The 16,700-nt window shown below is 59.0% G+C and carries 11 protein-coding genes; 6 read left to right on the top strand and 5 right to left on the bottom strand.

From position 1 onward, the window contains the following. The first annotated feature begins 709 nt into the window (after positions 1–709). Positions 710–1,249 carry a hypothetical protein gene (locus tag O3298_RS14640; RefSeq protein ID WP_305059811.1) on the top strand — a complete coding sequence of 180 codons (540 nt, stop codon included), beginning with the start codon at positions 710–712 and terminating at the stop codon, positions 1,247–1,249. Between the two features lie 124 nt (positions 1,250–1,373). Here O3298_RS14640 and O3298_RS14635 read toward each other — a convergent pair whose 3' ends face one another. After that, positions 1,374–1,664 (bottom strand): hypothetical protein, encoded by a 291-nt coding sequence (locus O3298_RS14635; protein ID WP_305059810.1) that lies wholly within the window; start codon positions 1,662–1,664, stop codon positions 1,374–1,376. Positions 1,665–2,080: 416 nt separating this feature from the next. Between O3298_RS14635 and O3298_RS14630 the strand changes: the two genes are divergently transcribed. Then, positions 2,081–2,413, top strand: coding sequence for a hypothetical protein (locus O3298_RS14630; RefSeq protein ID WP_289909467.1), 333 nt, complete (start codon positions 2,081–2,083; stop codon positions 2,411–2,413). Further along, entirely contained in the window at positions 2,400–2,792 is a 393-nt protein-coding gene (locus O3298_RS14625) for a hypothetical protein (protein ID WP_305059809.1), read from the top strand. Before O3298_RS14630 ends, O3298_RS14625 begins: the two co-directional genes overlap by 14 nt. Before the next feature lie 151 nt (positions 2,793–2,943). Here the strand turns inward: O3298_RS14625 and O3298_RS14620 are convergent, their stop codons facing one another. The 4 genes from O3298_RS14620 to O3298_RS14605 all read right to left on the bottom strand — a co-directional run bounded on the left by O3298_RS14620 (position 2,944) and on the right by O3298_RS14605 (position 9,167). Continuing rightward, positions 2,944–5,361, bottom strand: a complete 2,418-nt coding sequence (locus tag O3298_RS14620; protein WP_305059808.1) for an AAA family ATPase — start codon at positions 5,359–5,361, stop codon at positions 2,944–2,946. A 105-nt stretch (positions 5,362–5,466) separates the two neighbouring features. Further along, the gene (locus O3298_RS14615) at positions 5,467–6,705 is read right to left on the bottom strand and encodes a metallophosphatase family protein (protein ID WP_305059807.1); all 1,239 of its coding nucleotides are present in this window, start codon (positions 6,703–6,705) and stop codon (positions 5,467–5,469) included. Between the two features lie 2 nt (positions 6,706–6,707). Then, positions 6,708–8,111, bottom strand: coding sequence for a hypothetical protein (locus tag O3298_RS14610; RefSeq protein ID WP_305059806.1), 1,404 nt, complete (start codon positions 8,109–8,111; stop codon positions 6,708–6,710). Positions 8,112–8,273: 162 nt separating this feature from the next. After that, complete coding sequence (locus tag O3298_RS14605; protein WP_305059805.1) at positions 8,274–9,167, bottom strand: hypothetical protein; 894 nt, start codon at positions 9,165–9,167, stop codon at positions 8,274–8,276. A 221-nt stretch (positions 9,168–9,388) separates the two neighbouring features. On the opposite strand from O3298_RS14605, the gene O3298_RS14600 reads away from it, so the two are divergent. The 3 genes from O3298_RS14600 to O3298_RS14590 form a co-directional block, all read left to right on the top strand. Next, a complete protein-coding gene (locus O3298_RS14600) occupies positions 9,389–9,709 on the top strand; it encodes an H-NS histone family protein (protein ID WP_289909506.1) in 321 nt (106 codons plus the stop codon). A gap of 511 nt (positions 9,710–10,220) precedes the next feature. Further along, entirely contained in the window at positions 10,221–11,993 is a 1,773-nt protein-coding gene (locus O3298_RS14595) for a ShlB/FhaC/HecB family hemolysin secretion/activation protein (protein ID WP_305059804.1), read from the top strand. 83 nt (positions 11,994–12,076) lie between these two features. After that, positions 12,077–16,700, top strand: a 4,624-nt coding sequence (locus tag O3298_RS14590) for a filamentous hemagglutinin N-terminal domain-containing protein (RefSeq protein ID WP_305059803.1), incomplete at its 3' end; no start/stop codon positions are given.

Genomic DNA, 16,700 nt, shown 5'->3' with positions numbered 1-16,700 from the left:
CGGGGCATCGCGGTCCCCGTGAGGAGCCATGGTGCCTTCTTTTTTGGAGAGCTATCATGTCTCAACGACAATATCTACAAAATCAGGAAAACCCGCTGTGTGTTTTGCTTGGCGGTACGGGACTACGTGAGGTGTGTGGGCAGGTGCATGTCGAGTGTGCACTACTGTGCTCGCGCTCAGGTAACCCTTTGGTGCCGCAGACTTCTGCGGACGAGTTGCAGTTATATCGGTCTCATCCTGGCAGTGGATTTCAGTACCGGAGGTCAAGCATTGGTGCGTTGTTTGCCTGTGTTGTCCATCTCACGACTGAATTCTGGTTGCTGCGACCCTGGCTAAAGCGGCTGATTGCCCGGAGTCATTCACCGTCTGGACATAGGGCTTGCTAAGGAGACCAGCATGGTAACCAGGGTATTTGGAAAGGGTGTCGAACCTGATGGGATGGGTCTCGAGGATGAGCGTTTTGAGGCGGAGTGCCCGGCATGTTCACATGAACGGGCCAGGTACCACAGCTGGGAAAGCGCCGAGTCTGGCACGATCAATCAACACTGGAGCGTTTATTGCCCCGGATGTGGTTACTCGTTACCAGATGAGGGAGAGTGCTAAATAGATTGTCTCGTTTGCTTGTTAAAGGAGCGAGGCGTGTGTAGATGAGGGGGCACCAGCATCCGATGGGATGCCGGCGTTCCCTTTATTTTTTGTGGAGGACATCATGCAAAACGATGGAGAGATGAGGGCCGGAAAGCGGCGGCGCTCCTTGGTCGAAGTTGAAGAAGAACGGGTTTGGGCGAGTCTTTATCGGCGCACGGCAGATCCGATGATTGCCGCGGAGTTGGTGGCACATCTGGAGAAGAGCGGTGAATTGCGATTTCAGCATAGTGGCCTGTATCTGCGCTGCAAACAAGTACTGCGAAGGGAAAAGGCGCGTCAGGTACGCCTGCGCAAGATTGGTGCTGGTATCCGTTGGGCATTCCATATGGTGATCGGTGCCCCCCTTGGCTTTACTGGAAGGCTGATCAGGAATATGGGAGCGGTCATCCTGGCCAGTTTGCCGGAACGCGAGGACAGGGCTGCCGCTCAGCTACACAGGTTGAAATCTGGGAGCGCTAGTCAGGTTGACGCCGGCGAGGATGTATCGCCGTCAGAAATTGTTCATCCACTACGTGAACAGGCTGCAACTGAATCTAGGCAACAGGCGAGTATCGGTGCATCTCAGCGGTCGACAAGGCGCGCTGGCGGCAGGGCGCGTTGAATTGTGATCGAGTGTGGCGGGGTGGCGTCGACATCATGCTTCAAGGACAGGTGCTATTGCTGATGAACTCGGGATTCTTGCCCAGGGAACCGTTTGATGTCTGGACGGGACATCAGTAAGCTGGCTATCGGTGAAGTACGACGCCGGCCGATGTGCGGCACGATGCCACCGTCTCGTCGATGAGCTTATGCAGTAACCGAGTCTCGTCGGCACGACCCCGTAAATGCTGTTTGCATTGTTCGATGTAGGCGTCGAGATCGGCGAGCCTTTTGATACCCACTGGCTCGAAGCCTGTGACGTAGCGCAAGCGCTCGACGTCTCTCGACGTCAGTCGGATATGTACGCCAAGTTGCAGCATGTTGTTGCCAATCGCGGCCCTCATCAGATCCGTCATCCAGCACAGATCGTTTTCCATAGATGCATCCGTTGCTCAGGATAGGCACCCATCGAGCAGATTTCAAGTTGCCAGCATGTGCAGGGCTGGCCTCGTCCAGGGTCGTGCCAGGTGCCAGCATCGATTGTCCAGGACGTTTCAATTCCCTTAAGCAAGGAGGACATCATGAAACATCAATATTTACCTTGGAAGAGGAGTGGGATACCACAAGCCAGCGCAGCTGGAGAAGTCGATCCGCTCATTGAGCAGTTGGAGGCACTGCCTCCAGGTACGCGCGTTGTGACCCGGGACGGCGCGCAGTTTATTCGAACAAACAGGACGTGCATTTGTTTTTGCGACCTGGCGACCGGACACCTGTGCTCAGCAAAGGATCTTTGCTATGTACATGGAGGTTCCACGGGCGGCGGGGTAGGGCATTTGCACTAAGGAGCATTGTCATGAACGAAGTGATCAATATAACGATTGGTTTGATATATTACGAGTATTGCCGCGCGCTGGACATCCGTGACGACGAACGGCGGCGGCATGAGCTGATGAGCGTGATGTTATATCGCGCTGAGGAGATGGGGTATGACGACTACAAGCGCGGCATTGAGCAAGTACCGCGCTTGTTTAATAGGGAGGTCGGCTTGCGGGATGCCTGGCTGATGGGTTTTGCGCACGCAGCGATACGCGACAGTGTTGAACAGTTGATGGAATTGCGCAGGAAGCGTCAGCAGGACCCTGCCGAAGCGGTAGAGCGCCATGGAGGCGACGATGGACGGTGCTGATGAGGTGCACGGCCTGGCCGTAGTTCAGCAATATATCGAAGCAACTGAAAAGTGGCGACCCGGTAGCGGTGAGCTTGTGCACCTGGAAGCATTTCGGGCAGCTCTGCACTTAGGCTACGAAGACTACTTCGACGGAAGGGAGGAAATGCCGCTGGTGTTTCTATTCAATGAGTCGCTGCAGGAACTGTGGCTGGAAGGTATTCGTCTCGCCAAGACGGCAGCCGAAATGCGCTTATGTCGTGCTCACGGTGGCTGGAGATGTTCATGTGCTCAAAGGGTTGACGGGGTTTGTTGGAGAAATGGGCGACGTCAATGCATCGTGAGCGAAAGGCAAAGCAGGGTGGCCAGCCTTGTTGCGCTTGGTGAAGGCAGTGCTTAATGCCTGTCTGGAAACAGTTAGCGCCTCTACTAGAGGCGCTTTTTTTTTGCGAGTGGGGTGATCGCGTCGCAATTGAGCATTTCAGTCACTGAGCGCTGGCCCAGCGCAGGTGAACCTGGCACAGGGACTGACTCCCACCCTGTGGTTCACTTCACATGAGGTTGAGCGTTGCGTCAGCCAAATCACATAATTCCGGCGTATGGGAAATAAAAAACTCTTGTTGATAGCCACCGAGTTGCATGACCTGACGCTTCATCGCCAGGAACATACGTTTGTGCTCGGCATCAAAGGCCCCGTCGGCCTCGTCCGAGAAAAGCGTCTCGCTGCGTCGGTTACTTGACTGGGTCAGATACAAGGCCATGGCTCGCGTGAGGCATTCATTGATCCAGACGCGTTCACCCCCGCTCATTTTGGATACGCTCTTGGCGAAGCCGGTATGGGCGTCGTGGACGATGATGTCAAACCCTTCCTTGGATTGCCCTTTATTCGAGTCGAGCAGCGTGCGAATGGATACCGTAAAGCGTGGCCCATAGCACGCCATCAATAAATCGTTGGTGAGCATCGACAGGGCGGGGCCCGCGTCGTCAATGGCCAATGCGATCACGCCGTCATTGCCCAGGCATGTGGCGAACAAAGACCAGGTCGCAGTTTGTTCTTCAATGTGAGCGATGCGGGCATCCAGGGCGGTTAGCGTTTGACGTTGACCCAGTAGCTGGCGTTGAAGCTCAGTCAGGCGGTGCTGGCGTCCGATCGCTTCGTGCAGTTGTGCTTCACACGCCGCGAGCTTGTCCGTGAAGTGAGCGATTTCCTGATCAGCATGCGCGAGACGAGTCGGATCGAACGGCACAGGAAGAGCGGAGAGTTGCTGTTCAATACGCTCCCGTTCCACGCGCGCATCCTGTGTGGCCCGGGCGCGCTCATCTGCAATGGCTGCCAGTTCCTTGTCGATGCGTACTTTTTCCTGCTTTTCGGTATCCGTTTCATGCTCGACGGCTGGCGCGAACAGGGGAATGCGGCGGGCGATATCGTCGATGCTGGTGCATGCTTGCTCGATCTCGCCGGTGCGTGCGGCAAGCTGCTGATTGACTGAGCATCTTGCCCGAGTTCTATCCAGGCGGTGTAGCGCGCACGCCAAGTGCTCTGCCGAGTTCGGCATGGTTGCGATTTGCTTGTCCAGTTGCGACAGCACCTCGGTTTGCTGGTGCCGGGCGTGTTCCAGTCGGCGCAGGGACTGTTCGTACTGTGGAATGATGGGGCGGGCTGAGCGGGCGTGTGCAAGAAGCTGGCATTGTCCTTGTAGCGCGGTTCCCGCGCAGGGAACGAGGGCGGTGAGCGAGAGGCGCTGGTGCAATGCTCTGGTTTGACATACCGTTTCACCGATTTCCCTGTTGATCGCATCGATCTTTTGCATGGCGAGCGCACGCTGGGAGGCTGCTTCGGTATGCCGGTCATGCAACTGACGGCAGGTTGCGGCATGATTGCTGCGGCATTCCAGGAGGCGGGTCAGGATCGACAGTCGCCGATTGGCCTGGGCCACGCGCCAGTGATCGGCGGTTAGCAACAGCAGCCTCGCGTGCCTGCTGGTTAGCGCCTGATATTCCTGTGCATGCGCCTGCCGCCGTTGCAGGATCTGGTGTGCCAATGCCTGGCCTACCTCGATGAGGTCGTGTTCGCGCTCGTCCATCCGCTGATTGACCGTCCGCACGCTATCGCGTAGCTGCTGGAGCGTTTGTTGGAGCTGCTGGCGCTGGTTTAGGTAGGTTGCGTCAACGGCTTGTTCGGCTTTGATTTTCGCCAGGGTATTTTTTTGGGCATCCAGCGCTTCCAGGGCTGTCTGCCTGCAGCGCTGTACGGCCTCCAGCGCGTCGTCCGGCGTGGTGAATTGCCGTGAAAGCTCGTGATTGTCATCGATCTGTCGCTGTAGCAGCCGCCGTTCCTGCTGCAAGCCCGAAAGCCCGTAGCGCAGCAGCTTGGCCGTCTCCGCAGCCTGTAGACCCTTGGTACGCACGCGCTCCAGTCCGAGCAGGTCACTCAATAGTATTTTGATTTCGGCATTGCGGTAGTGAGCCAATTGGCGCCTGTTCTGCGCCGAAAAAGCCGTGGTAAAGAATGTGGCGGCCGGACCGACGATGTCCTCGACGCAGCGTTGATACGACTCCATCCGACCATCGGACACGGTACCGTCTGGCAGTTGCACGGGCTGCCATGTACCAGCGCAGAGCTGATGAAGGTAGGCCTCGCTCCTGCGCTTGCCGTTGAGGCGAATGATGATCTGGGTACGGTATCTTTGTTTCCCCATTTCCCACACGAGTTCCTTGCGGTTGAGCGGCAAATACACCTCGTCATAGTAGGAAAAGCTGCCAAGGCCGTCAGCCCCTGCCTTGGACGGCATGGTTGCATAGGGAGTCATATTGTCTAAAACGGTCGTTTTGCCTCGTCCATTAGGGCCGACGATGGCCACCAGTTGGGCACCGGCTGTCATACGCTCGAAGTCGAGCGTCAATGATTCTTTGTTCATCCCATCGCGAATGCCGATGAAGCCCGTTAAGGTGAGGGAAAGAGGGCGCATGGTGATCTCTCCTGTTCAAAGTGTTTTCTGATTTTTAGTATGAAGCGGGGCATGCGCCCCTCAAGGCTGCACAGGCCCATTTCTCGAAGCATTGCATCCGCCTGTCTAAGCTTCGCCAGCGACCGATTCTCCTGACAGGGCGGCCATGGCAATGTCGGCGGGTGAGCGGGTGGCTAACTGGGCCAGACACGTCAATAGGGGCGCTGCTGGCGTGTCAACCTGGCGTGCCCAGGTATCGATTTGCTCTTCGAGTTGAAGGCAGCGTGCCATTCCCTCCGCTCTTGCACGGACAATGGGAATCACGCGACCTTCGAGCTTGATGCCTGCCGCGCCACAAAACAATGCCGTGATCGCTTCGCGGTCGATGGTGGCGCGTTCCTCTTCAAGGCACTGCCAGCGGATACGCACCCAGGCACCTTCGATGGAGTAGCTAGCGACGTATTGGTGCAGTGCATGTATATCCGGCGGTCCAGCAAACGCCAGCTCCAGTGTGCGGCGCGCCGGCGTCGCGACGAGTTCACAGAGAGCGCCGTCTGCCGTGATCTTCCACATCAAAAAACCCTTACTACCTTGTTCACCGTAATGCAACCGTCCAATGGAACCAGGGTAGGCGATCATCTGCCCACGCTGCTCCCACGCCTGATGCAGGTGAATATGCCCCAACATGACGGCATTGGCTTGTGCCTGAAACAGCGCGCCTGCGGTAAATTCATGGTCCATTCCCGCCATCGGCACCCCATGTTCTGTCATGCAGCCGATCACGGTACCGTGGGAGAGCGCGATGGTGGGAATGCCCCGCTGGCGCGCCAGCAGATTGCCCTGCGCGTAACCAGCCAGTAGGTCCGCAAGATAGTGGCCCATCGCCTGTCCCGCTTGTTCCGCGCCGGCACTGGCGGCCAAATTCGCCTTGTTCATGGTCGGAACACATGAGCAGAGCAGGGTGCAATCTTCGTCGTGCCATTCGTTGGCATCGAAACGGGCGTGTGTCGAAGCCGTCCATTCACGCCGGCTATTGAGGATGACCTGCTGTAGACGGTTGGCCACATGAATGGGATACCGTCCCCCGAGCAGTGAAAACAGATCCAGCGTACCGGGTGGCTCGTGTGAGAACGTCCCTTGTAACATCAGCACTGGGCAATGGTCGGCCAGGCGCCGAATCTGGCGCGCAAGCGCCATCAATGCCGGCGAATGGGCATCCAGGGCATGATCGGTGGTATCGCCAGTAATGACGGTGACCTCGGCCTGTCTTGCGATCGCCTGGTCCACGGCATAGGTGAAGCAGGTGTCGACCTCGGGCAAGGTCGATACAGCATAGTGCAGATCGGAAAAATGAGCGATGCGCATGATTATTTGTCCTTGGCTGGCGCTGTTGGAGTGCGTGGCCTGGATAAAGGCGTGTCGGACGCGCGCAGGCGGGCGTTGACCTTGTCACAAAAGCCTTCCGGATCATTTTGATAGCGTTCCAGTTCCGCCAGCACGCGTTGGCGGCCATTTACATTGCGCCGCCAGCCGGCGCCCCACTGGCGATCAGCAAAGAGGCCAAAGCGCTCCCGATCTACGCCATAGGCTGCGGCGAGGTCGAACAGGGTGTTGATCGCTTCATCTTCGGTAGATGGGGCTTCCTGCGCAGGTAACTCAGACTGCATGGATTCGGGGGCCGGCTTATGCTGTACAGATGCTCCGGTCTCCGCAGGCTGTTCCAGCGTTAGATCATCTCCATCATCGGGACGGTTGGACGTTGAGGCTGCGTCTCGTTGTTCATGGTGACCCTGCAAGATATTTGCGGCCTGATCCGCCAGGTGTAAAGCGCTTTCATCGTCGTGCTGGATCAAGAGCGAGGAGACATCGATCGGTGCTTCCAGTTCGATGATCCAGTGTGCGCTGCGCACGGATTGCCCGGTTTTGGGATCGATATGCGAGACGTCGCGCAGCTTTTTACTGAAATAAAAGGGTGTGCGGTGCTGATCCAGGAATCCGGCCAGCCGGCCACCGCGCATGAACGAGATGGTTTCAAAGCGTTCGATGGCGCGGCTCATGGCATAAAAACTGTTCGTGTGCAGGACGAAAGCATCGATCGAGGGAATGCCGGGAATATAAAAAATGAATTTTCCGGTCAGGTTGCATTGCCGGTTCTGAAATTCCGGGCAGTTTTCAGGATCGCAGACGCCATTGTTTTCTGGCCGCAGTTGGAGTGGCCGCCCACCGAAGGTACGTACAACGCGCTGGCTGCGCTCATCAAAGCGGACCGGGGCGTACATTTTGCAGTAGCGGGTATGGCCATCCGACGCATATTCGCTCCAATAGCGCTTGTCATTGCGTGCCCAGGCGGCCAGTTCGTGTGGCATGACCAGTTGCCAGGTATCGGCAGGAAAGATGACTGGAAAACGATACAGCCGGATGACGCCGTCACCCCGATCCTCGCCAAAGGCCGCCAAAATCTGCGCTGCCAGGGCCGGATTGGGGAAGTCATTCGGACGTACGGTGAACCAGGTCACATTTTTGGGAACAAGCGGTGCCTTGATGTCTGGAAAAGCTTCGGCAATTTTTTGTCCGATCTCTTCAAATGAACAGTTTGAGGCGAGCCCCTGATCGTAGATTGCCTTGGCTTGCGGATTGCTCGCGGCCGCCTTGCTCAGCACTTTGATGCCCGCCCGAATCGTGCCGCCGGTGGGAATGCGGGCTGGCCGTTCGCCAAGGACCGTTGGCGGAGCGCCTTGCGCAAGCGTGCGATTGACGATTTCCTTGTCCATGATGGTCTCCTTTACGTGAAAATGAGCGATGAACCATCCTCTCATTGGTCTGTAGTGAGTCAACCCGGCTATCGTGTCCAGACTTTTTCCCATGGCGCGAGCGCACGTGGGAGGTCCGAGCAACGGCAAGACTGAATGCGTTCAGGGACGGGAAGGTAGGGACTACATACGCGGATGTGGTGGTTTCTGGGTACTCTTCGACAACAGGCGGCGCACCGTACCGGCTCGCGTCCCAAGATAAAACGCGATCTCCTCGGTTGTGCAGCCGTCGGCGTGCAGGCGATGCGCGACGGAGCGCCGCGCGCCCAGCACACCAAGACCAGGCAGATTGGCGTAGCGGAAGATACGTTGCAGGACGTCGTGTAAACCCTTTTCGGAGGTGCCTTTCGCGCATGGCGAGGTGAACGACTCACCGCTCCGACTGAGAAATAGGCTACTGTCGCCCTGCAGTCCTCGATATGCGCTTCGATCGCTGACACCGTATCCAGCGGCCACGCGCCACGCCAAATACGCGTCAAGCCAGTACAACGCTGTTGTGTCGCAAAGCAGAAGCGGGCGTGCTATGCCATTCGAAGCGGCATGTGCTGGCAGCCATGGTGGCGAGTGGCGCCGGCCCGACGCATCGATGTAGTCGGCGATGGTTATCCTGGCGATCTCATTTGGACGTGCGCCAGTATGGATAAGCATGAGGAGAAGGGCGATATCGCGCTGTTTGCAGCGACTATGCCGTGCCGTGTGCAGCACCAGCTGCTCAATGTGCGTATGGGCAATGATCGGAGGTGCGGTTGTGGCCGCAGGTTTCGCCAGCGGCACGAAATGTTCCAATGCCTCCAGATAATCTTTCCCATGCGCGCGGATGACCTGGGCAGTGGGAGCACTGTCTTCGTCAATGCCGATCACACCTACGACGGATTGTAGATCTCGTGCTAAATCGGCAACCGATTTGGACACCGTCGATTTCGTGACACGAAACTGCTCTGCGATCTGGTCATAGGTTTGTCCTTGAAGCATGGCCAGAAGCCAGGTCGATGCGAAAGAAGGGGATCGTGGCTCCATATTTCGGCTTTCGTGGCAACGGTGATTTCCACTATTGTTGTCGGGCCACTTGCATGGCTCCAGCCGAAATTGCCCCCTATAGCTAGGTATTTCGATGGCACAATGAGAAATAAAGGGGCTAAAGCACGCGCGAATTGTTTTAGAATGGTTTTCACTTGGCATGCGTGCTCAAGTCATATATAGGTGTCACCCCAAATTTGTCCTACTTTCAAGGAATTCGTATGGATATCTCATCATTATCACTGGCCGAGTTAAAAAAGCTCGAAGCGCAAGCAATTCAAGAAATCAAGGCCCGACAAAAAGACGAGCTGGAAAGAGCCCGTGCGGAAATGCAGGCGATTGCACAGCGGGTCGGCGTGCCGCTGACCCAGTTGATCGCAGGCGTACCAAAAAATGCAGCGAAGGGAGAGAAAAAAGTTGTGGCTGCTTTGTATCGCAACCCTGACAACCAAGAACAGCAGTGGAGCGGTCGCGGCCGTCAACCTTTGTGGGTCAAGTCGTGGATGGATAAGCACCAGTCGCTCGACGGAATCCGTATCTAATTCAGAAATTTTCAGAGTAAAACCACGCAATTGTTGTGGTAATGACCTCGTCTTGACTATTTCATAGTTATGGGACCGTTGACGCGTTAGATGGGGGCGAAAATATTCCCCCTATTCTCTTGATGTGATTCTTTGGTAAGTATTCATATATCGACATATACTACCTTGTCTCGAGGGCATCAGCTGTTCATTGATCCGAAGAGCATAAAGAAATCAAATGCTTAGCCGGCTCATTGACCATCGAGTGGAATAAGTTTCGATTATAAAATGTCATGTTCTTACTGATTAGGTAAGCCAAAGCCCTGTTTTTACAGGGCTTTTTTTATGCTATCGATATCGGCTGCCATTGCCTGTGCTGCCGCCACAAGGCCGCGCATCTATTTACTAGTGGTAATTGGATAGTTGAAAGACAGTTACCAAGGAGGTAAAGTTCTCAATAAATAAATTAAGTTGCCCGATAGAAATAATTAATTTATAATTTCCTTACGTAAATAATTACTTAAGGCAACATATGCACCTGCGCTTGACGCCATGGTGCGGTGTATTTTTGTTCAGCGGCACCCTGTGTGCCGCCGTGTCCGCGCAGACCCGTCCTGAAATCGCGCCGCCCCTTCCCACCCCGCCTGGCGCCAGCCAGCGCGACGATGCCAGCCAAGAATTGATACGCCAGCAAGAGCGCGAGCGCCTCCTGCGCCAGCAGCAGGAACGCACGCCCGACGTGCGCCTGCTCGAGGCGCCCGTCGCCGCCTCCGCCAATCGCCTGCCCGCGGGCGAATCACCGTGTTTTACGATCGATCATCTGGAACTGCAGGGCGAGGGCGCTGCGCAGTTCCAATGGGCGCTGGATGCCGCCGGGCGCGACGACCTGGGCGCGCCGGACTCTGCGCTGGGGCGCTGCCTGGGCACGCAGGCCATCAATGTGGTGATGGGCCGCATGCAGAACGCCATCATCGCGCGCGGCTACGTCACCACCCGCGTGCTGGCCGAGCCGCAGGACTTGAGCAAGGGGACGCTGGCCTTGACGCTGATACCGGGACGCATCCGCCAGATCGGCTTTGCGCCCGGCACGAATCCCCGCGCCACGTGGTGGAATGCCGTGCCAGCGCGCCCGGGCGACCTGCTCAGCGTGCGCGACACGGAACAGGCGCTGGAAAACTTCAAGCGCGTGCCGACGGCCGAAGCCGATATCCAGATCATGCCGGCCGAGGGCGGCAACGCGAAGCCGGGCGAGAGCGATCTGCAGATTCAATGGAAGCAGGGCTTGCCGTTTCGCCTGGCGCTGGGCTTCGACGATGGCGGTTCGCGCTCGACGGGCAAGCTGCAGGGCAGCGTGACCCTGTCGTATGACCACTGGCTGACCCTGAACGACCTGTTTTACCTGAGCCTGAACCAGAACGTCGACGGCGACCGTGACGGCCCGCGCGGCACGGCCGGCATGGTGGCGCATTATTCGATTCCCTACGCCTACTGGCTGCTGGCCTTCACCGCCAGCGACAGCCATTACCACCAGTCCGTGGCCGGCATCAGCCAGGACTACAACTACAGCGGCGCCAGCCAGAATCGCGAAGTTAAGTTGTCGCGCCTGGTGTACCGCGACGCCTCGCGCAAGACGACGGTGTCGCTACGGGGCTGGCAGCGTTCCGCGCAAAACTTCATCGACGACACGGAAGTGGAAGTGCAGCGCCGCCGCATGGCCGGCTGGGAACTGGGCATCGGCCACCGCGAATTCCTGGGGCAGGCCACGTTTGACGTCAACCTGCAATACCGGCGCGGTACGGGCGCGATGGATGCGCTGGCCGCGCCCGAGGAAGCGTTCGGCGAGGGCACGTCGCGTTTCAAGCTGCTGCTGGCCGACGCGGCCCTGTCCGCGCCGTTCAAGGTGGCTGGCCAGCCGCTGCGCTACACGGGCAGCTGGCGCATGCAGCACAACCGCACGCCGCTGGTGCCGCAAGACCGTTTTGCGATTGGCGGGCGGTATACCGTGCGCGGCTACGACGGCGAAAGCAGCCTGTCGGCCGAACGGGGCTGGTTGCTGCGCAACGAGCTCGGTATGCCGCTGGGCAGCAGCGGCCAGGAAGCGTATGCGGGCCTCGACCATGGCGAAGTGGCGGGGCCGTCCGCTGCCTGGCTGATAGCCAGCAACTTGACGGGCGCCTTCGTCGGCTTGCGCGGCCAGTGGCTGGGCGTGCAGTACGACGCCTTTGTCGGCTGGCCTGTGCGCAAGCCTGAACTGTTCCGCACGGCCAGCCATACGGCCGGTTTCAGCCTGAACGCCAGCTATTAAAAAATTCCGATGTGAAACGCTGCCATCCGCCAGCTGTTCTCTTCTCCCCTTATCGCATCATTTAATTGTCATTAGGACATTTCATGAATAAGAACCTGTACCGCATTATCTTCAATAAACGCCGTGGCCAATTGATGGTCGTCGCCGAAAATGCTTCTTCGCAAGGCAAGGCGGCCAAGGGCGAGGGCAGCTTGACGAATGGCGTGTTTGAAGGCGATGGCGGTGGCGGGCTAAGTTTAAGTGTGAATGGCAAGTTACGGCCGCTGGCGCTGGCCGTGTTTGGCGCGCTGGGCATGGTGAGTTTTGTCGCCGGGCCAGCCATGGGGCAGATCGTGGCCGACCCGAACGCGCCGGGCCGCCAGCGTCCGACCGTGGTGCAAAGCGCGAACGGCGTGACGCAGGTCAACATCCAGACACCGAGCGCGGCGGGCGTGTCGCGCAATACCTACAGCCAGTTCGACGTGACGGCGAATGGCGCCATCCTGAACAATAGCCGCGGCAACGTGCAGACGCAGACGGGCGGCTGGGTGCAAGGCAACCCATGGCTGGCAGGCGGCAGCGCGCGCGTGATCCTCAATGAAGTCAATTCGGCCAACCCGAGCCAGCTGCGCGGTTATGTCGAGGTGGCCGGGCAGCGCGCCGAGGTTGTCATCGCCAACCCGGCCGGCGTGGCCATCGACGGCGGCGGTTTCATCAATGCGAGTCGGGTCACGCTGACGACGGGCACGCCGATCCTCAACGGCGGCAGCCTGGACGGCTACATGGTACAGCGCGGTGTGGTCAGCATCAACGGGCGTGGACTGGACACGTCGCTGAGCGACTACACGGCCATCCTGGCGCGCGCCGCACAGATCAATGGCGGCATCTGGGCGCAGGAATTGAAAGTGGTGACGGGGGCGAATCAGATCGATGCGGCGCATGGCGTGGCGGGCGGTATTGCTGGCGTGGGGCCGGCTCCGGCGTATGCGTTGGACGTGGCGCAGCTGGGCGGCATGTACGCGGGCAAGATCACCCTGATCGGCACGGAAGCGGGCCTGGGTGTGCGCAATGCAGGCGTCTTGGCGGCCACGGCGGGTAATCTGGTGCTGCAATCGAATGGCTGGCTGAGCAACAGCGGCAATATCCAGTCCGCAGGCAGCGGCAGCCAGACGAGCATTGCGGTGACGGGCGACGTGGCCAACAGCGGCACCGTGTATGCGGGCGGCGACAGCCTGGTGCAGGCGCAGGGCAACATTGCCAACAGCGGCGTGATCGCGGCCCAGGGCAATGCCAAGGTGCATGCCACGGGGGCGGCGGCGCGCATTGATGCCACCGCCGGCTCGGTGCTGGCGGCTGGCTTGAATCTGGACAATACCTTGGCCGCCAGCGGCAAGCTGAGCGTTTCTGCTGGGGACATCATTGCCGTGCACGGCACGGCCGTGGCTGGCGGCGACAGCAGCCTGGCGGCGCGCCAGCTGGACCTTGCTGGCGCGCAAGTTTCGGGTGGGAACATCAGCCTGGGTGCCAGCGCGGGCGACCTCGATGCCAGCCGCGCGAGTATTGCAACGCTGGGCGGGTTGTCGCTCAACGCCACAGATGCAGTGCGCACGGACGCGGCCGTCGTGAGCGCAAATCAGATCGATCTGCGCGCGCATGATTTGTCCAATATCGGTGGACAGATATCTCAATTTGGTACCAACGATCTGCTGCTTCAATTGCCAGGTACATTGAACAATAGTTCCGGACGTATTGCGAGCAATAGCCAAAATCTGGCTCTACGCACGCAGATGCTCTATAACGTGGATGGCAAGATAGAGCACGCCGGTACGGGAGCGTTCACCATGGTCGTGGCAGATACACTCCTGGGGCAGCGTGGCCGCATTGTCACGAACGGCGGCATGTCGCTCGATGTCGGCAAGCTGGACCATCGCGATGCTGTCATGTCGGCGCAGCAGATAGGCATCAAAAGTGTCGTAATCGACAATCGTGGCGGCAGCATTAGCCAGACCGGTTCCGGTCAGGCGTCGCTGCTGGCGACGCAAAATCTGGATAATCGTGCCGGCAATATTGAACTTGGTGGCGACGCGGCAATAGCGACTTCGCTGCTGTCGAATACCCAGGGACGCATTACCTCGACGCAAAGCATCGGTATCCAGGCCGGCGCGGAACTGGATAACCGCGCGGGCATAGTCGCGTCTGGACAGAACCTGACGCTTGAAGGCGCCAATATCGACAATGCAGGGGGCACATTGCAAGCGTTTGCCGGTCAGGCGAATTTGCAGTTTGCGGATTTGAGTAACACCGCAGGCAGCATTTTCGCTGGAAGCAATGCGCATCTCCAGGGTAGTAATGCCTATAGCAGCGGCAGCGTGTATGCGGTCGGCAATCTGGCCTTGAATCTCGGTGGCAAACTCACAAATACTGGCGTCATCGCCGCGCATGGCAACAACAGCATTCGGGCCGACAGTGTAAGCAGTGGAACGGGCAGCCTGATTGGCGCCGGTGTCAAATTCGATGGCGGTTTGGCCGCTGCCGGCGATTTGACCGTCAATGTGAGCAATGACCTGGCCGCGCATGGCCAAAATCTGGCCGCTGGAACGGCCAGTCTGAATGCGGCTTCGATCAATCTGGATGCCAGTCAAACCAGCGCCTCGCAGATCGTCCTGACGGCAAGCGCCGGTAATGTCAGTAGCGTGGGCGCGATCATCAGCACTCCTGGCACGCTATCCATTACGGCAAATGCCAATACGCGCCAGATACTGGACAACAGCAAGGGAACCTTAAGTGCCGGCCAGCTTGATGTCGCGCTCTCGGGTTTGAGTAACCGGGATGGCGTCATGATACAGACCGGAGCGGGCGACACGAATATTGCCCTGAAGTCGCCGAGCGCATTGCTGGACAATACGCGCGGCCGCATTGCCGTCAATAGCCATAGCCTGAATATCGCAGCATCCTCGGTGACCAATACGCAAGGACGTATTGAGCATGCGGGCAGCGGGGACCTGTCCCTTCAAGCAAGCGTTCTGCATGACGAACAAGGTACATTGATCAGCAATGGTGCCGTGCATATCGTTGCGGATACCATGCAACACGATGGAGCAGTGACATCGGCGAATCGTTTGAATGTGGCTGTCAATTTTCTCAGCAATCATGCGGGCCAGTTGGTGCAAACCGGTACCGGCGACGCGATGTTTACCGTCCAGCAACGATTGGATAACGCTGCTGGCGAGATTAGCAGTAACGGCACGCTGTCTCTGCAAGCCGGAAGCATTGACAATACCAAGGGACGGATCACGTCGGCAGCAGCGGCCTCCATCGCCAGCAAGGGGCAACTGGAGAATCGTGATGGCGTGATCAGTACGGGTAGCGACCTGGCATTCAAGACCGCTGGGGACTTTAGCAACACAGGCCTGATGTATGCAGGCCGCGACCAGCAGTGGACGGTGGGCGGTGCGTTGATCAATAGCGGTTCCATCGCCGCGCTGGGCAATACGACCCTGCAGGCGAACAGCATCAGCAGCAGCGGCTTGCTGGGTGCGGGCGTCAAGGCCGATGGCAGTCTGGGCACCAGCGGCGACCTGACCCTGGCGGCTACACAAGGAATCACCGCCAGCGGGCAGAACCTGGCGGCGGGCCAGGCCAGCTTGACGGGCACGTCGCTGGACTTGAGCGGCAGTCAGACCGGCGCCGCCAATATCGCCCTGACGGCGACACAGGGCAATGTGCTGACCCATGGCGCGGTGGTGAGTACGCCGGGCCTGCTGTCGATCACGGCCAATGCGGGCAACGCGCAGGCGCTGGTAAACACGGGCAAGGGGCAATTGAGCGGCGGCCAGCTGGCCCTGCAGGTGGCAAACCTGGACAACAGCGGTGGCGACATCGTGCAGACGGGACAGGGCAAGACCGTCATCGCCACGGGTGTGCTGGACAACACGGGCGGGCGTATCGCCGTCAACAGCAGCGACCTGGGCCTGAGTGCCGCGACCCTGACGAACATCAACGGCCGCATCGAGCATGCGGGCACTGGCGTGCTGGCCATCACGGCCAGCACCCTGAACGGCCAGGGCGGCAAACTCATCGGCAACGGTGCGTTGCGTATCGACGCCGCGAGCATCGACCACCGCGACGCCACTCTGGTGGCGCAGCAGGTGACGCTGCAGGCGGGCAGCCTGGACAACCGGGGCGGCGGCATCGGCCAGACGGGTAGCGGCGGCATGACGCTGGGCGTGGCGCAAACGCTGGACAATACGGGCGGGCGTATCGAAAGCAATGGCGACCTGGCCGTGACGGTCGGCACGCTCTCGAATCAGCAGGGTTTGCTGAGCGCCGTGCAGCAGGCGACGATAGGCGCGCTGGGCACGATCGACAACACGGCCGGCACGCTGGCGGCCGGGCAGAACCTGGCCGTGACCGCGCAACAGCTGGATAACCTGGGCGGCAAGGTGCAGGCGCAACACGGCAATGCCAGCTTGCAATTGCAGGCATTGCACAACACGGGCAGCGTGTTTGCCGGCGGCAATCTCGACACGCAGGCGGGCGTGGTGCGTAACAGCGGCAGCCTGTATGCGGCGGGCAATCAACGCCTGCAGGTAACGGGCACATTGGCCAACACGGGCGTGATCGCGGCGCAGGGCGACAACCGCATCACGGCCGAGCGCATCGACAGCGGCGCGCAAAGCCTGCTGGGCGCGGGTGTCAAGGCCGACGGCAGCCTGGGCGCCAGCGGCG

The organism is Janthinobacterium sp. SUN137, assembly GCF_030587265.1.
GTDB classification, from domain to species: Bacteria; Pseudomonadota; Gammaproteobacteria; order Burkholderiales; family Burkholderiaceae_D; genus Janthinobacterium; species Janthinobacterium kumbetense.
The sequence above is the reverse complement of the archived record's forward strand: the minus strand, read 5'-3'. Positions and strand labels throughout refer to the sequence as shown.